We start from the raw sequence: 20,198 nt of genomic DNA on the forward strand, positions 1-20,198 counted from the left end.
GTGAATAAAAATAGTTGTCACCCAACTTAAACTAGGTGGAAAAATCGGACGCGGGGTGGAGCAGCTTGGTAGCTCGTCGGGCTCATAACCCGAAGGTCGTTGGTTCAAATCCGGCCCCCGCAACCAAATCTCTTTTTAAGAGATGTGATGCGACACTAGCTCAGCTGGTAGAGCGCAACCTTGCCAAGGTTGAGGTCACGAGTTCGAACCTCGTGTGTCGCTCCAAATTGATATTCATGGCTACGGCTGTGAATAAAAATAGTTGTCACCCAACTTAAACTAGGTGGAAAAATCGGACGCGGGGTGGAGCAGCTTGGTAGCTCGTCGGGCTCATAACCCGAAGGTCGTTGGTTCAAATCCGGCCCCCGCAACCAAATCTCTTTTTAAGAGATGTGATGCGACACTAGCTCAGCTGGTAGAGCGCAACCTTGCCAAGGTTGAGGTCACGAGTTCGAACCTCGTGTGTCGCTCCAAATTGATATTCATGGCTACGGCTGTGAATAAAAATAGTTGTCACCCAACTTAAACTAGGTGGAAAAATCGGACGCGGGGTGGAGCAGCTTGGTAGCTCGTCGGGCTCATAACCCGAAGGTCGTTGGTTCAAATCCGGCCCCCGCAACCAAATCTCTTTTTAAGAGATGTGATGCGACACTAGCTCAGCTGGTAGAGCGCAACCTTGCCAAGGTTGAGGTCACGCCTAGTTCCTTGAAGATCGGGAACCTCGTGTGTCGCTCCAATTAAGTTATCATCGAACTTATCGGTGAACTACTACTGTGAAGTATTAGTCTTAATGTGGTATTCCTGAGGTATTCGATTACCGATATCATCAGTGTACTGCTTCAAGTGTTTCTAGTTTGACTACGAAGCCCACTTAGAAGCAATCAGCTTCGATTACATCATCTGCTATTGATTATGCAACCTAACGGTTGTTTTTTTCATCTTAGCTATTTGCAAAGATGGTTGTAATATCAATATTGCCACATAAGGCAAACGCTCTTTTCCTAGCATTGATACGTTGGTTCTTACTACTTTATAGCAACATTGTGGTTGATTTTTATTTGTTTATAAAAGATAGAAAACACATGATAAGTTGTTATTTTAGTAAGCGTTTTTAATTTATTACACCGTTAGATCACAGTTAAATTCACAGAGTTATCCACATTAGATATTCTGTGGGTAAGTTGGTTGATTAGATGTGATAGCTAGGTGTGAATAACTTTAGTAGAAGAGCATAACTTAAAACTATTCGCCTTATTAATTGTAAAAAACTAACAGGATAACTGTATGTTTTTTATTGGTTAATTTTGTTTTATCTACAATTTGTACACAGTTCATTTAGTCCTTCCTTTTTTGGGATAACAGTCTTGATTATGTTATCCACTCCCTGTGTTTAATCTTTCTTTCTACTACGATTTTTGATGCCATTAAAAAAGTTTTCCACATATACCCAGCGTGTTATGCGTCTCGAGGTAAACCTTTTTCTATAATTCGTACTAAACGTTTAGTGGCATTAGGTAAAACATCAATAACCATTTGTTGGCGTTTTTGATGTTGCTGCTCTAAAGCCCATTCAATATGAACATCGACAAGTGGGTGCTCACCCTGACGAGCGTTCAATGCCTCGATGATGTCAGTTTGATAAGGCGCATTACCTAATGCAATCGTGATATTACGTAACCATTGGGTATGGCCGATACGACGAATAGCTGAACCTTCGGTATTACGTAAGAATGTGGCTTCATTCCAAGCATAAAGCGTCACCAGATCTTGCTGGAATAGCGTTTCTCGACAATGGTAGTCTGTTTCTGCGGTGATCTCTCCATGACGATTAAATGGACATACTAATTGGCAATCATCACAGCCATAAATTCTATTACCGATTGCCGCCCGATATTGTTCTGGAATGATACCGTCAAACTCAATGGTTAGATAAGAGATACAGCGTCGCGCGTCAACCACTCCAGATTCAATAATTGCTCCGGTTGGGCAACTAGTCATGCAAGCGACACACTTACCACATTGGTTAGTTACTGGTGCGTCAACAGGCAAGGGAAGATCAATTAACAGTTCACCTAAAAAGAACCATGAGCCTGATTGGTCGTTAAGAATTAGCGAGTGTTTTCCTGTCCAGCCTAAGCCAGCTTTTTCAGCTAATGGGCGTTCTAGTACTGGCGCTGAATCGACAAATGGGCGACAGCCAAATTGACCGACAACCGTTTCTATACGTTGCCCCAATTGCTTAAGTCGGTTACGGATTAATTTATGGTAATCTCGGCCAAGAGAGTAGCGACTAATATAGGCTTTTGTTGGTTGCTTAAGCGTTTGAGCAAAACCTGCTCGTGGCGGTAAATAGTTCATTCTGACACTAATTACACGTACTGTTCCTGGTAGTAATTCTTGTGGTCGTGCACGCATCATACCGTGACGTGCCATCCAATCCATATCACCGTGATAATCCGCATCCAACCACCGCTGTAATTGCGTTTCATGCTGCGACAAATCGATATCACTGATCCCTACAGCTTGAAAGCCGAGTTCTTGTCCCCAAGTTTTAATTTGAAGTGCGAGTTGTTGATAATCGATCGTCATAGTGTCTGCTTTATCTTCTAGCCAATAAAAATAAGGGAACGGATTCTAGCACATTCTTATTTTAGAGTAGTCATAAGCTGACACCCCATTGTCAATGGCCGTAATAATTGCTGAGATAATCATGCGAATGTGTAAAGCTGCACCTGTGCTGAATATATGCATGACATAAATTGAATGGCATTGCTTTATTGCGGTAAAATTGCGACGGTCATCGTAGACTGAGATCGTTATTTCACGCCGTATATCGCTTGGTTTTGATTTATCGTAAAGTAGCAGATTTATGTGCGCAGCGCGGCGAGCGTGGTATGCTTGCGGCAGATCTTTTTCCGTTTATTCGTCAATTAGTCAATCCAAGATAAAAATATAATGCAAACATTTGAAACTTCTCTTGCTGATGAGCAGGCAACGGTAGATTTTGGCCTTAAATTGGCTAAAGCCTGCACGCAACAAACAACAATATATCTCCATGGTGATTTAGGCGCAGGTAAAACCACATTCAGCCGTGGCTTTATTCGTGCACTTGGTCATCAAGGAAATGTAAAAAGCCCAACTTATACATTGGTTGAACCCTATGATCTTGCGCCTTGGCAAGTTTATCATTTTGATTTATATCGTCTTGCCGATCCTGAAGAATTAGAATTTATGGGGATTCGAGATTATTTTACCAATGATGCTATTTGTTTAGTTGAATGGCCTGAAAAAGGTATAGGCATGCTACCAGAGCCTGATCTTGAGCTCGAGCTGCGTTATCACGGTGAGCAAAGAATGGTATTAGTGACGTCGAATACGGACTATGGTTCAGCGTTGATCAACCACTTACAGTTAGGTTAATTAGAATGGCGTTACGGACGTATGCAAATCTTTTAATTTTGGGAGTGGGATTAGTGAGTTCTGCTGCTTTTGCAAATGAACTTAAAGGAGTCCGTGTGTGGCCGGCTCCTGACGAAACACGTGTTGTGCTAGATATGCAAAGCAAAGCGGACTATTCGCAGTTTATGCTATCAAACCCATCACGGTTAGTGGTCGACTTAAATAAAACCTCACTCAAAACCAAATTGCCAATCACTGTTGCTAAGAGTGAGATTTTAACTAAAGTTCGCAGCAGTAATGCACCCGAAAAAGGCACGACTCGATTAGTGTTTGAACTTAAGCGTGCCACAACTCCTCAAATTTTCTCATTATCACCGACGCCTGATGGCAGTTATGGCTATCGATTAGTGATGGATTTACCTAATGGTTCTGGTGCCGGTGCTGTTGATAAAGAAGAACAAGCAGAAGAAAAAGCCACTGAAAATAACTTAGCCAAGTTACCATCAGGTACTGCTGATATTGTGGTTGCTGTTGATGCTGGGCATGGTGGTGATGATCCTGGCTCTATTGGTCCTACTCATAAATACGAAAAAAATGTCACTTTGGCGGTTGCACGTAAATTAGCAGCTAAGATCAATGCGACAACCGGTATGCGTGCTGTAATGACTCGCCGTGGCGACTATTATGTAGGATTAAGTAAACGTTCAGAGATTGCGCGTAAAAATAAAGCATTACTGTTAGTTTCCATTCATGCTGATGGTTTTAGTTCACCAAAACCTCGCGGTGCATCTGTATGGGTATTAAATACTCGTCGTGCTAATACTGAGATTGGTCGTTGGTTAGAGCAAAGTGAGAAACAATCAGAATTACTAGGTGGTGGTGATGTACTTTCTAGTAATCCGAAAGATAAATATTTAGGTCGTGCAGTACTTGATCTGCAATTTAGCTATTCGCAGAAGGAAGGTTACGATGTAGCCAAGCGAGTATTAGCGAACCTACGTCATATTGCGCGTTTACACAAAACAGTACCGCAATATGCAAGTTTAGCAGTATTAAAATCACCTGATATTCCATCATTATTAGTTGAAACGGGCTTTATTACTAACCCGATTGAAGAGCGTCAATTAACCTCTAATGCTCATCAAAATCAACTTGCGAATGCGGTTTATAAAGGTATTTTGCAATACTTCACAGCACATCCGCCAGAAGGCACACTCTTTGCCTCGCGTTTGAAAGCCGGCGGTATTAAACATAAGGTGACATCAGGACAAACATTAAGCGGTATTGCTGCTAAATATGGTTCTTCGATGGCGGCCATTAAAGCGGCCAATAACTTGAAATCAAATTCAGTCAATATTGGTCAAGTGTTGGTGATCCCTGGTACTGCGGTGACGACGGCGCCAGCTAAAGCCACGTCAGTAAAGGTAACGTCTAAAGCAACGCCTGCAACCCGTATTGTGTGGCATACCGTGACTCGCGGTGAGTATCTTGGCAAAATTGCGGCTAATTATGGAGTAACCATGAGCAGCATTCGTCGAACTAGTCACCTAAAGTCTGATAATGTCATGGTTGGTCAGAAATTAAAAATTGCGGTTTCTGCCGTGAAAACGGTGCGCCATAAAGTTCGCCGTGGTGAGTTTTTAAGTAAAATTGCGGCAAAATATGGGGTATCAGTAGCAACTATTCGTGATGCGAATAAGCTACGTTCTGATAAACTAGCAGTAGGACAGACGCTAATCATTCCAAGAAGTTAATTATGCCGATTCAGATTTTACCCGCTCGGCTGGCTAACCAGATTGCAGCGGGTGAAGTTGTTGAACGCCCAGCATCGGTAGTCAAAGAGCTTGTTGAAAATAGTATAGATGCCGGCGCCACTCGAATTGATATTGATATCGAAAAAGGTGGCAGTCGGCTGATTCGTATTCGTGATAATGGTAAAGGGATAGCTAAAGATGAACTTGGCTTAGCCCTGAGCCGTCATGCAACCTCCAAAATCGCCTCATTAGATGATCTTGAAGCCATAGTGAGCTTAGGATTTCGTGGTGAAGCACTTGCCAGTATTAGTTCTGTATCGCGGTTAACCCTAACCTCTTGTACTGAAGGTCAAACGGAAGCATGGTCTGCGTATGCGGAAGGTCGTGACATGGATGTGCAGTTAAAACCTGCTGCACACCCTATCGGTACCACCTTAGAAGTATTAGATTTATTTTTTAACACCCCTGCACGACGTAAGTTTTTGCGTACTGAAAAAACAGAATTCACCCATATTGATGAGTTGATTAAGCGCATTGCACTGAGTCGATTTGATGTCGCTATTACCCTGCGCCATAACGGTAAGTTAGTGCGTCAATACCGTATTGCTGATAATCCACTGCAACAGGAGCGACGTTTAGCTGCTGCCTGTGGGCCTGGTTTTTTACAGCACGCATTAGTGGTCGAATTAGCTCATGGTGATTTGAAATTATCTGGCTGGATCTGTAGCCCGCAAGGGGCTCGTAGTCAAAATGATATTCAATATTGCTATGTTAATGGCCGCATGATGAAAGATAAATTAATCAATCATGCAATTCGTCAGGCTTATGAATCAAGCTTACGATCGGAACAATATGCTGCTTATGTGTTGTATATTGAGGTCGATCCGCATCAAGTCGATGTTAATGTCCATCCAGCTAAGCATGAAGTCCGTTTCCATCAAGCGCGATTAGTGCATGATTTTATTTATCAAGCATTACAAAGCGCACTTCAGCAAGGGGCGAGTAGCGATGATGATCATCAATATCAAGCACCTATCAGATCCAGTGCGCACGCGCATACTGAAGTCACCACCGCAGCGATTGATCGTGCTTCTCATACTATTGCTGCGATGCCTGATTATCCGAATAAAGCTCAGCCTGAAAGTTGGTTAACCGCTTCCGATTCAGCCATTGTTGCATCGAGATCTATGCCCGCTGTCGATATAGACTCTCACTCTGACATGAGTAATAACAAAACTTTATTAGCAAATTCAGTTAGTAAAGATGCTCAACAGGGCTATAGTCAAAAGAGTAGCCAAAAATTATCATCGCAATCAACCACGAGAGAGCGTCAGCAAGGTTCAGCATCAGTAGCTCCTGCTAATAGTGCTCCTCGTCATTATGGTGAACCAGGCCCAACAGCGGCGGAGCTAAAGGCCTATCAACAACTTATTTCAACTAATCATTTGGGATCAGCACAAGCGACACCAGTTACAGCACCATTAGATGTTAATACCACTCAGATAGCAGAGCCTCGACGCGAGTGGTCAAGCGAAGCTTCTGCACCGCCGATGAAGCGTATAAGTAGTAAAGACATTGGGTTAGGGAAACCATTAGCTGTTGTTGACGAACAGTTTTTATTGTTAAGTCAGCAATCTGAAATGATGTTATTACATTTAGCGATTGCAGAACATTTACGTTATGTTGGCCAATTGCAGCAGGCTCAAACAGTTGGATTAAAGCCGCAGCCATTATTGATTCCATTATCAGTGCCTGTTGAGGCTGAACTGATTCAATGCGCTGAGCAACATGGGCAATTATTAAAGCAGTTAGGGATACAGCTAAAATCAAAAGGACGTAATAGCATTATCATTCTGTCAGTTTGTATGCCATTAAGGCAGCAAAACTTACAACAGTTAATCCCAAATTTGTTAACCTATCTTCATTCTGTGAGTGATGATCCTGATGCTCAAGGATGGGATAACCTTTTATTCTGGCTCGCTAAACAATGCCATACTCCAGTAACAAGTTACACTTTGGCACAAGCGATTCAGTTAATTACCGAATTAGAGCAACTATGGGGAGAACAGTTGATGACGTTTAAAGGCCAACTTGTTCGTCCGGTAGATATGCAAGCAGCGATAGAAGCATTTAAGTAATTTATGACTAAGCCACAAGCTATGACGAAGCCACAACCACAAGCTATTTTTTTAATGGGTCCGACAGCATCAGGTAAAACTGATTTAGCGATTCGTTTACGTGAACAGCTACCGGTTGAGTTGATAAGTGTCGACTCTGCCCTTATTTATAAGGGAATGGATATCGGTACTGCGAAACCAGATGCGCATGAATTGGCACTAGCACCGCACCGTTTAATTGATATTCGTGATCCAGCGCAAAGTTATTCTGCTGCAGACTTTCGTTCGGATGCACTAAAAGAAATGGCTGATATAGTGGCTGCAGGGCGGATTCCTTTGTTGGTAGGTGGTACTATGTTGTACTACAAGGCATTATTGGAAGGCTTATCACCATTACCTGCGGCAGATAATGCTGTTCGTGCTGGAATCGAAGCTGATGCTGCAGCACGAGGCTGGCAAGCACTGCATGATGAATTGGTAGCCATTGATCCTGTTGCAGGCGCAAGGATCCATCCTAATGATCCACAGCGATTATCTCGTGCATTAGAAGTTTTTCGTATCTCAGGTAAAACATTAACTGAGTTAACGAAAACTCAAGGTGAATCGTTACCTTATAAGGTTCATCAATTTGCAATTACGCCCACGGATAGGGCTGTACTACATCATCGCATTGAACTTAGGTTCAAAAAAATGATTGAAGCAGGGTTTGAGCAGGAAGTAAGAGCATTATATGACCGAGGTGATCTTCACCTTGAGCTTCCTTCTATTCGCTGTGTCGGTTATCGACAGATGTGGGAATATTTGGACGGGAAATATGACATAGATGAAGCGGTTTTCCGTGGTATCTGTGCTACTCGTCAATTGGCAAAGCGTCAAATTACCTGGCTTCGTGGCTGGAATGATTTGACTTGGTTGGATAGTAGTGATGTTGATAGCGCGTTACAAACCGTCACAAACTCAGTTAGATGTGATGTTTAATTAACGTGTATACTCTGAACTGCTTTGCGTATTTTTAGTTTTTGTTCGTTGCTAAATACAACTACAAACAAATAAGGAAAAGAAATAATGGCTAAGGGGCAATCTCTGCAAGACCCGTTTTTGAATGCGCTGCGTCGTGAAAGAATCCCGGTCTCTATTTATCTGGTAAACGGTATCAAACTACAAGGACAAATTGAATCGTTTGATCAATTTGTTATTTTACTTAAAAACACCGTAAATCAGATGGTTTATAAACATGCTATTTCTACTGTTGTACCTGCTCGTCCGGTGAATCATCACCATGCGAGCGACCGTCCAGCAGGAACAGACCGTCCAGAGAAAACAGAAGAGTAATATTATTTTCAAATAAGGAGTTGATTACTTGTTTGACCGTTATGAAGCTGGTGAGCAGGCTATTCTTGTTCATATTAATTTCACTCAAGATGAGGAGTGGGAAGATCTTAGCGAATTTGAAATGCTAGTGTCTTCTGCAGGAGTTAATGCTCTGCATGTTGTTACGGGAAGCCGTAAAACACCACAACCTAAATATTATGTGGGTGAAGGTAAAGCACAAGAAATAGCCGACGCTGTAAGAACTGTTGATGCAGATATAATTATTTTTAATCACGCATTGTCACCTGCACAAGAACGAAACTTAGAGCAGCTTTGTCAATGTCGAGTGATTGATCGTACCGGGTTAATTCTCGATATATTTGCTCAACGTGCACGTACCCATGAAGGTAAGTTGCAAGTTGAATTAGCACAATTACGGCATATTTCAACCCGATTAATTCGTGGTTGGACTCACCTTGAGCGACAAAAAGGTGGTATTGGCCTTCGCGGGCCAGGTGAAACTCAGCTAGAAACCGATCGCCGTTTATTACGAGAACGTATTAAAACAATTTTACGCCGTTTAGATAAAGTTGCTAAACAGCGTGATCAAGGACGTCGAGCGCGTAATCGAGCAGAAATCCCAACAGTGTCATTAGTTGGGTATACCAATGCGGGTAAATCAACATTATTCAATCGTATTACCGATGCTGGGGTATATGCAGCTGATCAGCTGTTTGCTACCTTAGATCCAACATTGCGTAAGATTGAAGTTGCAGATGTCGGTGCAGCGATACTTGCAGATACTGTTGGTTTTATTCGACATTTACCCCACGATTTAGTGGCTGCATTTAAAGCAACATTAAAAGAAACGCAAGAAGCAGATTTATTGCTTCATGTGGTTGATGCAAGTGATGATCGTTTTCGCGAGAACATCGAGGCAGTAGAAACTGTACTTGATGAAATCGATGCTGGCGATGTCCCTGTTTTACTGGTTATGAATAAAATTGATAACTTGGATAATGCACAGCCACGAATTGAGCGTGACGAAGAGGGTTTACCTCAACGAGTTTGGGTATCAGCCATGGAAGGGCAAGGCATTGACTTGTTATTCCAAGCCTTAACAGAACGCCTTGCAGGAACAATGATAAAACACAGTTTGCGTCTGCCGCCTGAGATGATTGGACGGTTACGTAGTAAGTTTTATCAGATGGGCTGCATTGTGCAAGAAGAATATGAATCAGATGGCTGTTTAATGATTGATATTCGCTTACCGATGGCAGAGTGGTCGCGGTTACAAAAAAGAGAAAGTACTTCGTTAGATGACTACATCGTTGCTTAATGGATTGCTGAGTAATAAAAACTGTCGTCATATCACATTGATGGAGTTCTATAATGGCGTGGAATGAGCCTGGAAACAACGGCGGCCGTGATGATAAAGACCCTTGGGGTAATAAAAATCATGGTGGACGTGAACAAGGACCACCTGATCTGGATGAGGTTTTCTCAAAACTAAGTCGTAAGGTTGGTGGTGTGTTTGGTAATAAAAAAGGACCAACAGGCAGCGGTAGTGCTGTAGGTTTGGGTGCTGTTGCAGTTTTAGCTGTGGCTGTATGGGGATTCTCAGGCTTTTACACTATAAGTGAAGCAGAACAAGGTGTTGTGCTGCGCTTTGGTAAGTTTGAGCAAATCGTCAAGCCAGGCTTGAACTGGAAGCCGACTTTTATTGATGAAGTCATCCCTGTTAACGTACAAGCAATTCGTTCGCTACGAGCTTCTGGCTTAATGCTAACCAAAGACGAAAACGTGCTGAAAGTTGAGATGGATGTTCAATATCGTGTTGATAATGCTGAAAAATATCTATTTAGTGTTACCAACGCTGATGACAGTTTGCGTCAAGCAACAGATTCTGCACTGCGTGCGGTTATCGGTGATTCAACCATGGATCAAGCGTTAACGACAGGCCGTCAGACTATTCGTGCGAACACTCAAGCTGCTATTGATAAAATTATCTCAAAATACGACATGGGTATCCGTGTTGTGGACGTTAACTTCCAAAGTGCACGTCCGCCTGAAGCGGTTAAAGATGCCTTTGATGATGCTATTGCAGCACGAGAAGATGAAGAGCGTTATGTACGTGAAGCAGAAGCTTATAGTAATGACATTTTGCCAAAAGCGACGGGTCGTGCTGAGCGTCTGAAGAATGAAGCAGAAGGTTATTCTGAGCGTGTAATTAATGGTGCTTTAGGTGATGTTGCACAGTTTGATAAGCTGCTGCCACAATATGAAGCTGCTAAGAAAGTTACTCGTGAGCGTATGTACCTTGATACTATGGAACGTGTTTACAGCAATACTAGCAAGGTGTTAGTTGATACTAAATCTGGCGGTAATAACGTGATGTATTTACCACTAGAAAAATTAATGAATCAATCAAATAACCAAGCGAAAAAGCCGGCAGATTCGAGCCGCTTAAGTAGTATTGAATTGGAAAAAGTGGAAACACCGACACCAGTCGCTCCAACACCACGCGCTGATACTGGCCGTCAAGGGAGATATTAATTATGCGTAAGTTAATCATCCCAGTAGTGGTAATTTTTATTGCACTATTATTGATGTCTATGTTTGTCGTTAAAGAAGGTGAGCGTGGTATCGTGGTGCGTTTCGGGCGTATTTTAAAAGATAACAATACCGAAGTTGCTCGTATTTATGAGCCAGGTTTACACTTTAAAGTACCAGTGTTTGACCGTGTACATGATCTTGATGCACGAATTCAAACCATGGACGACCAAGCTGACCGTTTCCTAACTGCTGAGAAAAAAGACGTTATTATTGATACTTACGTTAAGTGGCGTATCAAAGATTTCGGCAAATATTACTTAGCAACAGGTGGTGGTAATACATCGACAGCAGAATCATTGTTAAAGCGTAAAGTCGTTGATAGCTTACGTGCTGAAATCGGTGCCAAAGAAATCAAGCAGATCGTATCTGGAGAAGACAGCATTTCAACACCAGCAACAGCTGATATTGCACAAACTAAAGCGGCAAAAGCTGCTCAAGCTGTAATTGAAGGTGTCGTACCGGTGAAGAAAGTTGAAGGCCAACGTGATCAAATCATGGCTGATGTACTTGAAGAAACGCGCGAAAGTGCGAAAGACTTAGGTATTGAAGTGGTTGATTTCCGTATTAAGAAAATCAACTTACCAGATGAAATCAGTGAGTCTATCTATCGTCGTATGCGTGCAGAGCGTGAGTCAGTGGCGCGTAGCTACCGTTCTCAAGGCCGTCAACGTGCTGAAGAGCTTCGTGCTCGTTCAGAACTTGAAGTGGCAACAGTTTTAGCTGACGCAAAGCGTAAAGCACAAGTTGTTCGCGGTGACGCAGATGCGAAAGCAGCTGAGATTTATGCGAAAGCATATAATCAAGACCCTGAGTTTTACAGCTTTTGGCGTTCTTTGAAGGCATATGAAAGTAGCTTTAATTCGAAAAATGACATTCTTGTTGTTGATCCGAATAACGAGTTCTTTAAATATATGAACCATTCAGAGCTATCAGCAAAGTAAGCTCGCTTTAATAACAGCGTAATCGTTATAATAAAGACAAGGCCTTCGCCTTGTCTTTTTTTTTGGATGAAATTTATGATGAATACAGTTTTGTTAGCTATTGGTTTAGTGTTAGTTGTTGAAGGCTTAGGACCATTATTAGCCCCTCAAGGCTGGCGTAATATGGTTAGCCAATTAAGCCAGCAAAACGATAACGTACTGCGTCGTGTTGGAGGCTGTCTGGTGGTTGCTGGTAGTGTTATTGCGTATATGATGTACATGAGAATGTAGATAAACAGCCATAAATAATCGTCAAAAGTAAGTGTATAAGAAGCGCTCTGAGCCAAAAATGACTGCAAGCTGGCGGCTAAGGTGCTAGAATCCTTTTTTAACTACTGATAGATGAAGAAAGATGGCAAATAATGTAGTCGTTCTTGGCACCCAATGGGGTGACGAAGGTAAAGGTAAGATCGTTGACCTCCTGACCGAAGATGCAAAGTATGTGGTTCGCTACCAAGGTGGACACAACGCCGGTCACACCCTAGTTATTGATGGTGAGAAAACAGTTCTTCACCTGATCCCATCAGGTATCCTACGTGACAATGTTAAATGCATCATCGGTAACGGTGTTGTACTTTCTCCTGATGCACTAATGAACGAGATGGGTCCACTAGAAGCACGTGGTATTCCTGTTCGTGAGCGTTTGTTCCTGTCAGAAGCTTGTCCACTAATTCTTCCTTACCATATTGCTCTTGACCAAGCTCGCGAAGCGGCTCGTGGTAAAAAAGCAATTGGTACAACTGGTCGTGGTATCGGTCCTGCTTACGAAGATAAAGTTGCTCGTCGCGGTCTTCGTGTTGGCGATTTATTTGATAAAGAAGCATTTGCAGCAAAGCTTAAAGAAGTTATGGCTTTCCACAACTTCCAACTTGAGCATTATTACAATGCTGAGCCAGTAAGCTATGAAGAAGTATTAGCAAAAGTACTTTCACAAGCTGATCTACTTACCTCAATGGTAATCGACGTAACGACTGAACTTGATGATGCGCGTTTACGTGGCGATAAGATCATGTTTGAAGGTGCACAAGGTACGCTGCTTGATATCGATCACGGTACTTATCCATATGTAACGTCTTCTAACACGACTGCTGGTGGCGTTGCTGCAGGTTCTGGTTTTGGTCCTCGTCACTTAGGTTACATCCTAGGTATTGCAAAAGCATACTGTACTCGTGTTGGCGCAGGTCCTTTCCCAACTGAGCTATACGATGGTCTAGATAAGCAAGATCCAATTGGTAAGCACCTAGGTACTGTTGGTAACGAGTTTGGTGCAACAACGGGTCGTCTACGCCGTACAGGTTGGTTCGATGCGGTTGCTATGCGTCGTGCAGTACAAATCAACTCTATCTCTGGTTTCTGTCTAACTAAACTAGATGTATTAGATGGTCTAGAAGAGCTAAAAATCTGTACTGGTTACAAAACTAAGTCGGGTGAGATCCTAAACGTTTCTCCTATGGCTGCTGATGCGTACGAAGATCTAGAGCTAATCTACGAAACAATGCCAGGTTGGAGTGAAACAACATTTGGTGCTAAGACACTGGATGCGCTACCACAAGCTGCTCTTGATTACATCGCACGTATCGAAGAGTTAACTGGTGTGCCAATTGATATTATCTCTACAGGTCCTGACCGTAACGAGACAATCATCAAAGTTCACCCATACGGTGAATAATCGCTGATGCGAATTTGAAAAAAACCAGCTTTCGAGCTGGTTTTTTTATAACTCAACATTAGCGCTATGCTGCTTTGTATTGAGTTAAAGTTTACTCTCAAATTGCCGATAGCTAATTATTCGACGTTTGAGGAATGCCAATGAAACCCTGGTTGATAATGTTTGCTGCTTGGTTGGCAACACCTGTTCATGCGATTGCCATTATTGGAGAGGCTGTACCGGTTTATACCGAAGATCAGTTGAGTGCCTGGTTTGCAACCAATCACCATTTACGCCAAGTCAAAGCTGATGATTGTCAGTTAGTGCAAGATATTCAAGCGCGAGCAGAACAAATAGAATCACCGACCTATCAATTTCTTTACGGTGACATGTTGGCGTGGGGAGTGTGTGTACCAAAAGATGTTGAACAAGGTGTGTATTATATGCGTGCTGCTGCTCAGCAGGGGGTGCCAGTTGCATTAGAGCAACTGGGGCGCTATTACGCTCAAGGTGTGATTTTGCAACAGGATAAAGAGCGTGCAATTCCGTATCTACGCGAAGCTGCTGCCCTTGGTAATATTCGAGCACGAATTCAATTAGCACAATTATTAATTGCTGATAATGGCAGCCCATTAGATTATGAAGATGCCTATCGATGGTTGTATCAAACCGTCACCACCAATAAAAACTATCATCGGCAAATTCGGCGCTTGCGGCAGCAGTTAGAGCAAAAGATGCCAGCTAATATTATCGCACGGGCTAAACGCCGTTCATCATTTTGGTAATAGGCACGAGTGATTAAAATTAAAAAAAAACAGCACTTTAGTAAGGTGCTGTTTTTGATTGAAACGATAGCATTGTGTGGCCAGTAAATGAAAAATATTACAGCACTTTATGTGGCCCAAAACACTCATAATGGATGCGATCGCTAGCTACACCGAGTTCAATTAACTGCTTGGCGATAAATTGCATAAAGCCAACCGGACCGCAGCAATAAAAATGCATGGTTGGATCAGAAATCTGAGTGGCGATGTTATTGAGTTCAATTAAACCTTGATAGTCATAATCTTCTGCCGGACGATCGGTGGCAGTAGGGGCGTTATACCATGTTAATGCCGTAATATGCTGGTGGTGGTTAGCAAGGGTGTTAACATGATCTTTATAAGCGTGTTGGTGGCCATTTTCTGCAGCATGTAACCAGTTTACTGCTGCTTGATGTTGAGTGAGGGTTTCAAGCATTGCCAGCAGTGGGGTTAAGCCAACACCTGCTGAAATAAGTGTTACTGGTATTTGTGGCTCAATATTCAAGAAAAAGTCCCCAGCGGGAGCAACCAGTTTGACTTTATCGCCAATATTGATTTTATCGTGCAAATAGTTTGAGACCAGACCTTGAGACTCACGCTTAACGGAGATACGGTAATTGGTATTATTAGGGGCTGCAGATAAGCTGTATTGGCGGATCTCTTGGTGCTCTAATTCATCGGCAGTAATATAAATACCTAAATATTGGCCGGGTTTATAGTCAGCGACTTGGCCTCCATCTGCGGGGGTAAATGTAAAGCTGGTGATGGCATCACTATTTTGTTGTTTCTCTGTTACCACAAACTCTCGCATTCCACGCCAGCCACCCACTTTATTATCGTTCTCTTGGTAGATTTCTTGTTCACGGTTAATAAAAATAGTTGCTAGTACGCCGTAAGCTTCTGCCCAAGCGTCTAATACTGCTTGTCCAGGAGATAATAACTCATCAATAGTGGCTAATAGATGGCTACCCACGATCTGATATTGATCTGCTGAAATTAAAAAACTGGTATGTTTTTGGGCTATTTTTTCTACCGCTGGCAATAATGCCGCTAAATTATCAATATTATTAGCATAAGCACAAACAGCATTAAACAACGCTTGTTGTTGACTAGAAGGGGCGTCATTGTCTCTGTTTTTTTGGTTGCTCATGTTAAAAATATCTTTTAACTCAGGGTTGTGGTGAAACATACGCTGATAAAAGTGCTGGGTTACTGCAGGGCCTGCTGCGGCAATGACAGGAGCGGTCGATTTTACGATATCAATGGTTTTTTGAGTGAGCATTACTTTCTCTTTATAAGTTGTATTTATAATATATGTTATAAGTTGTATCTGATCTGTATCTTTTAGTCAAGAACAAGATTAAAATAGCAACAGGAGGAGTGAATGTGCAGTTAACCAGTTTTACCGATTATGGCCTACGTGCCTTGATATATCTTGCAAGCTTGCCTGAGGGGGAGTTAACAAGTATCACAAAAGTAACCGATACCTATGCTGTGTCGCGTAACCATATGGTCAAAATTATTAATAAATTAGGCCAATTAGGTTATGTAGAAACTGTACGAGGGAAAAATGGTGGTATTCGCTTAGGAATGCCTGCGGGTAATATTGTATTGGGGCATGTGGTAAGGGCGATTGAACCGTTACAAATCGTCAATTGTGCGCCTGATTTTTGTAATATTACTCCTGCTTGTCAGTTAAAGGGGATCCTTGCTGATGCGCGTAATGCTTTTTTAAATGAGCTAGATAAGTACACATTACTGACTTTGGTAGATAATAATCCACCGTTACGTGTCTTATTGGGATTGCCTGCAGAACACTAGGACTATTTGATGATAATAGTCTAGCATCACACTACTCCCTATTATTTAGTGGAATTGGTTTTTATTGCCAGTTCCCATCTGTTCACCTAAGAGCTGGGTATACTAAAGGTATGGCTGGCCAACAGGAACTGTTTATGTCTAAAGGTACTACCGATTTACCGGTTGATCCTTTTCGCGAACGCGAAGCTTCTAATTACGAAAATCCCATTCCAAGCCGTGAATTACTGTTAGAAGTGATCCGTGGTTTTAGCGCACCCGTTAGTCGCGACCAGTTATTTACTGCGTTAAAACTTGAAGGTGATGATCAATATGAAGGCTTGCGTCGTCGCCTACGTGCGATGGAGCGTGATGGTCAATTAATTTTCACTCGTCGTCAGTGCTATGCATTGCCTGAGCGATTAGATCTTATTAAAGGTTACGTTATTGGCCACCGTGATGGTTTTGGCTTTTTACGTCCTGAAGGTACATTCAGTAAAGACACTGATTTATTGTTACCTGCCCATCAAATGCGGAGTGTGATCCATGGTGATTACATTTTAGCGCAAGCAGATGGCGAAGATAAACGTGGCCGCCGTGAAGGCCGTGTGGTGCGCGTTTTAGCGGAATCAGCCACCCAGATTGTGGGGCGTTTCTTCCTTGAAGATGGCATGGGCTATGTGGTACCGGATGATTCTCGCATTGCGCAAGATATCATTATTCCACAAGACGTGCGTCAGGGAGCCCGTATGGGTAATGTGGTGGTGGTTGAGATCAATCAGCGTGCCACTCGCCAACATAATGCCGTCGGTCGTATTGTTGAAGTACTGGGTGAGAATATGGCACCGGGTATGGAAATTGAAATCGCATTACGCACCCATGATATTCCCCATGTGTGGCCATCCGAAGTCGATAATCAAGTTAAGCATCTGACCGAAGAAGTGCCAGAAGAAGCTAAGCTGGACCGAGTTGATTTACGTCAATTACCATTGGTGACTATCGATGGTGAAGATGCACGTGACTTTGATGATGCGGTGCATTGTCAGCGTAACCCTGATGGTGGCTGGCGTTTATGGGTCGCGATTGCTGATGTTAGTTACTATGTACGTCCCAAATCAGCATTAGATAATGAAGCGCTAAAGCGAGGTAACTCAGTTTACTTCCCTGCTCAAGTGATCCCTATGCTGCCAGAAGTACTGTCAAATGGTCTCTGTTCACTTAATCCACAAGTCGATCGCTTGTGTATGGTGTGTGAGATGACAGTTTCTGAAGACGGTAAGTTGACCGGCTACAAGCATTACGAAGCGGTGATGAATTCACATGCGCGTTTAACTTACACTAAAGTAAGTGACATGCTTGAAGGTGATGAAGAGTTGCGTCAACGTTATGCACCTTTAGTACCGCATCTTGAAGAGCTTTACAGCATGTTTAAAGCACTAAAAGTAGCACGTGAAGCACGTGGCGCGATTGAGTTTGAAACGGTTGAAACTAAGTTTGTCTTCAATGCTGATCGTAAGATCGAGAACATCGTACCGCTAGTGCGTAATGAAGCCCATAAAATCATCGAAGAATGTATGATTTTAGCCAATATCGCTTCAGCACAATTTGTTGAAAGTGCGAAAGAGCCAGCGTTATACCGTGTTCACGACACGCCGGGTGAAGAGCGTCTTCAAGGTTTCCGTGATTTCTTAGGCGAGCTAAGTTTAGAACTTGGTGGTGGTTTAGAGCCAAGCCCGAAAGATTACGCTGCATTGGCGAATTTAATTCAAGAGCGTAATGATCGTGAATTAATTCAAACCATGCTGCTGCGCTCGATGAAACAAGCGATCTATCAAGCAGATAATATCGGCCACTTTGGTTTAGCCCTTAGCCAATATGCGCACTTTACGTCGCCAATTCGTCGTTACCCAGACTTAACCTTGCACCGTGCGATTAAATTCTTAATTGCTAAGCAAGCAGGCAATACTAAGAACGATACGCCTACTGGTGGTCATCATTATTCATTTGATGAAATTGATGCTATTGGCGAGCAATGTTCCACCACTGAACGTCGCGCTGATGATGCGACTCGTGATGTGTCTGATTGGCTTAAGTGTGAGTACATGCAGGATCACCTTGGCGATGAGTTTGAAGGTGTGATTGCTAATGTTACCGGTTTTGGTTTCTTTGTTCGCCTTAATGAATTAAACATTGATGGCTTAGTGCATATTTCAAACCTTGCGAACGATTACTACCAATTTGATCCTGTGGGTCAACGCTTGGTGGGTGAGAGCTCTGGTGTAATTTATCGTTTAGGCGATACCGTGCATGTCAAAGTGGCGGCGATTAACCTTAATGATCGCCAATTAGATTTTGATATTGTTGGTGCCGAGCGTAAGCAGCGTGGGGCGGGTAAAACAGCCAAAGGGCGTGAGAAAAAGCAACGCATGCGCAAAGCTGAAGGCCTTAAACGTCAGGGAATGGCTGCGTTTAAAGTTGAAAATGGTGAAGCAGTAGTTGATGAATCACGTTCTAAAAATAAACGTGAGCGTTCTTCAGTGCGTAAAAAGCTAAAAGAAGGCGCATTTCCTGCTGCTGATGCTAAAGATGCTAAAAAGAAAAAGCCAAGAAAGAAAAAACCACGCAAGTTATCGGATGAAAAGCCGCTGACTGATCCTAAAAAGAAACCCAAAGTTCGCAAGAAGAAAAAGCAACGTGCGGGTAAATCTGAACGTGCAGCAAAGAAGAGTTAATTGATGAGTAATGATATGATTTTTGGCATCCATGCCGTTAAAGCCGTGCTTGCATCTGATCCTGTGCGTTTTATTGAAGTGTTTGTACTTAAAGGACGTGAAGATGAGCGTTTACTACCGCTAATTACTGAGTTGCAAGACTTAGGCATCACGATTCAAGAAGCGGGCCGTAAAGCATTAGATGACAAAGTTGATGGTGCTTCTCATCAAGGTATTATTGCGCGTGTACGTCCAGGTAAGCAATATAACGAAAACAACCTTGATGACCTATTAGCAACCAAAGAAAATCCGTTATTACTGATTTTAGATGGTGTGACAGATCCTCATAATCTAGGTGCATGTCTACGTAACGCAGATGCTGCTGGTGCTGTGGCTGTGATTGTCCCTAAAGATCGCTCAGCACAACTGAATGCGACCGCAAGTAAAGTCGCCTGTGGCGCGGCTGAAATTATGCCGTTGGTGCGCGTAACTAACCTTGCTCGTACCATGCGTGCGCTACAAGATAAAGGCATATGGATTGTCGGTACTGCTGGCGAAGCAACCCATGATATTTACCACAGCAAACTAACTGGACCATTGGCGATTGTGATGGGGGCTGAAGGTGAAGGCATGCGTCGTTTAACCCGTGAAACCTGTGATGATTTGATTAAGATCCCAATGGCGGGTTCAGTATCAAGTTTGAACGTATCTGTTGCGACTGGCATTTGTTTGTTTGAAGCAGTACGTCAACGCGGGTAATGCGTGATTAAGCGTAAATAACTGCATAATTATTTAAACCCGTTTAGTTAATACTGAACGGGTTTTTTATTATTAAGCCGTATAAAAAAACATCACAGAGAAAGGCGGTTATCACTCCAGAGACAAGATTGACTGAGACGAGGGCGCATTTGATTGAAATGAGGCCAGTGATGATAAAATAAGCTTGCCTAGATTGATCATTCTCTGTACTATCCGTCATCCAAATTCTCGGTTCTTTTTTTTAGTTCCTTGCTTCCCCAGGATAACCGAGCCGACAAGGGAAGCTGAATAATCCGTAAGGAG

Annotated in this window: 16 protein-coding genes and 6 tRNA genes; 20 read left to right on the forward strand and 2 right to left on the reverse strand. The window is 42.7% G+C overall.

The window, feature by feature from the left end; all coding sequences use genetic code 11:
• Nucleotides 1-49: 49 nt before the first annotated feature.
• From PMAL9190_RS16055 to PMAL9190_RS16080, 6 genes are all read left to right on the forward strand, one after another.
• Nucleotides 50-126, forward strand: a tRNA-Met gene (locus tag PMAL9190_RS16055).
• 23 nt (nt 127-149) lie between these two features.
• A tRNA-Gly gene (locus PMAL9190_RS16060) sits at nt 150-225 on the forward strand.
• 72 nt (nt 226-297) lie between these two features.
• Nucleotides 298-374: transfer RNA gene (locus PMAL9190_RS16065), tRNA-Met, on the forward strand.
• 23 nt (nt 375-397) lie between these two features.
• Nucleotides 398-473, forward strand: a tRNA-Gly gene (locus PMAL9190_RS16070).
• Between the two features lie 72 nt (nt 474-545).
• Nucleotides 546-622, forward strand: a tRNA-Met gene (locus PMAL9190_RS16075).
• Nucleotides 623-645: 23 nt separating this feature from the next.
• Nucleotides 646-736 (forward strand) — tRNA-Gly (locus PMAL9190_RS16080).
• Between the two features lie 719 nt (nt 737-1,455).
• Here the strand turns inward: PMAL9190_RS16080 and queG are convergent.
• A complete protein-coding gene (gene queG, locus PMAL9190_RS16085; RefSeq protein WP_087846057.1) occupies nt 1,456-2,589 on the reverse strand; it encodes a tRNA epoxyqueuosine(34) reductase QueG in 1,134 nt (377 codons plus the stop codon).
• A 366-nt stretch (nt 2,590-2,955) separates the two neighbouring features.
• Between queG and tsaE the strand changes: the two genes are divergently transcribed.
• The 11 genes from tsaE to motX all read left to right on the forward strand — a co-directional run bounded on the left by tsaE (nt 2,956) and on the right by motX (nt 14,610).
• Nucleotides 2,956-3,420, forward strand: a complete 465-nt coding sequence (tsaE, locus tag PMAL9190_RS16090) for a tRNA (adenosine(37)-N6)-threonylcarbamoyltransferase complex ATPase subunit type 1 TsaE (protein WP_060998684.1) — start codon at nt 2,956-2,958, stop codon at nt 3,418-3,420.
• A gap of 5 nt (nt 3,421-3,425) precedes the next feature.
• On the forward strand, nt 3,426-5,153 hold the full coding sequence (locus PMAL9190_RS16095; RefSeq protein ID WP_087846058.1) for a LysM peptidoglycan-binding domain-containing protein: 1,728 nt from the start codon (nt 3,426-3,428) through the stop codon (nt 5,151-5,153).
• 2 nt (nt 5,154-5,155) lie between these two features.
• Nucleotides 5,156-7,291: a DNA mismatch repair endonuclease MutL gene (gene mutL, locus PMAL9190_RS16100; RefSeq protein WP_087846059.1), complete on the forward strand. Its 2,136-nt coding sequence runs from the start codon at nt 5,156-5,158 to the stop codon at nt 7,289-7,291.
• A 21-nt stretch (nt 7,292-7,312) separates the two neighbouring features.
• Entirely contained in the window at nt 7,313-8,248 is a 936-nt protein-coding gene (gene miaA / locus PMAL9190_RS16105) for a tRNA (adenosine(37)-N6)-dimethylallyltransferase MiaA (RefSeq protein ID WP_087846094.1), read from the forward strand.
• Between the two features lie 87 nt (nt 8,249-8,335).
• Nucleotides 8,336-8,602 (forward strand): RNA chaperone Hfq, encoded by a 267-nt coding sequence (gene hfq, locus PMAL9190_RS16110; protein WP_060998687.1) that lies wholly within the window; start codon nt 8,336-8,338, stop codon nt 8,600-8,602.
• A 28-nt stretch (nt 8,603-8,630) separates the two neighbouring features.
• Nucleotides 8,631-9,920, forward strand: a complete 1,290-nt coding sequence (gene hflX / locus PMAL9190_RS16115) for a ribosome rescue GTPase HflX (protein WP_087846060.1) — start codon at nt 8,631-8,633, stop codon at nt 9,918-9,920.
• A 53-nt stretch (nt 9,921-9,973) separates the two neighbouring features.
• Nucleotides 9,974-11,137, forward strand: coding sequence for an FtsH protease activity modulator HflK (hflK, locus tag PMAL9190_RS16120; RefSeq protein ID WP_087846061.1), 1,164 nt, complete (start codon nt 9,974-9,976; stop codon nt 11,135-11,137).
• A 2-nt stretch (nt 11,138-11,139) separates the two neighbouring features.
• Nucleotides 11,140-12,138, forward strand: a complete 999-nt coding sequence (hflC, locus tag PMAL9190_RS16125; RefSeq protein ID WP_087846062.1) for a protease modulator HflC — start codon at nt 11,140-11,142, stop codon at nt 12,136-12,138.
• 75 nt (nt 12,139-12,213) lie between these two features.
• Complete coding sequence (locus PMAL9190_RS16130) at nt 12,214-12,408, forward strand: DUF2065 domain-containing protein (RefSeq protein ID WP_087846063.1); 195 nt, start codon at nt 12,214-12,216, stop codon at nt 12,406-12,408.
• Between the two features lie 121 nt (nt 12,409-12,529).
• Nucleotides 12,530-13,846 (forward strand): adenylosuccinate synthase, encoded by a 1,317-nt coding sequence (locus PMAL9190_RS16135; RefSeq protein WP_087846064.1) that lies wholly within the window; start codon nt 12,530-12,532, stop codon nt 13,844-13,846.
• A gap of 140 nt (nt 13,847-13,986) precedes the next feature.
• Nucleotides 13,987-14,610 carry a flagellar protein MotX gene (motX, locus tag PMAL9190_RS16140; RefSeq protein ID WP_087846065.1) on the forward strand — a complete coding sequence of 208 codons (624 nt, stop codon included), beginning with the start codon at nt 13,987-13,989 and terminating at the stop codon, nt 14,608-14,610.
• 97 nt (nt 14,611-14,707) lie between these two features.
• On the opposite strand, the gene hmpA is transcribed toward motX, so the two are convergent.
• The gene (gene hmpA, locus PMAL9190_RS16145; RefSeq protein WP_087846066.1) at nt 14,708-15,910 is read right to left on the reverse strand and encodes an NO-inducible flavohemoprotein; all 1,203 of its coding nucleotides are present in this window, start codon (nt 15,908-15,910) and stop codon (nt 14,708-14,710) included.
• Between the two features lie 104 nt (nt 15,911-16,014).
• Between hmpA and nsrR the strand changes: the two genes are divergently transcribed.
• The 3 genes from nsrR (at nt 16,015) to rlmB (ending at nt 19,895) form a co-directional block, all read left to right on the forward strand.
• A complete protein-coding gene (nsrR, locus tag PMAL9190_RS16150; RefSeq protein ID WP_036788819.1) occupies nt 16,015-16,449 on the forward strand; it encodes a nitric oxide-sensing transcriptional repressor NsrR in 435 nt (144 codons plus the stop codon).
• Between the two features lie 134 nt (nt 16,450-16,583).
• Complete coding sequence (gene rnr, locus PMAL9190_RS16155; protein WP_087846067.1) at nt 16,584-19,157, forward strand: ribonuclease R; 2,574 nt, start codon at nt 16,584-16,586, stop codon at nt 19,155-19,157.
• Nucleotides 19,158-19,160: 3 nt separating this feature from the next.
• Nucleotides 19,161-19,895 carry a 23S rRNA (guanosine(2251)-2'-O)-methyltransferase RlmB gene (rlmB, locus tag PMAL9190_RS16160; RefSeq protein ID WP_087846068.1) on the forward strand — a complete coding sequence of 245 codons (735 nt, stop codon included), beginning with the start codon at nt 19,161-19,163 and terminating at the stop codon, nt 19,893-19,895.
• Nucleotides 19,896-20,198 lie beyond the last annotated feature (303 nt).

Origin of the sequence: Photobacterium malacitanum (genome assembly GCF_900185615.1) — a bacterium.
In the GTDB taxonomy this organism is placed as follows: domain Bacteria; phylum Pseudomonadota; class Gammaproteobacteria; order Enterobacterales; family Vibrionaceae; genus Photobacterium; species Photobacterium malacitanum.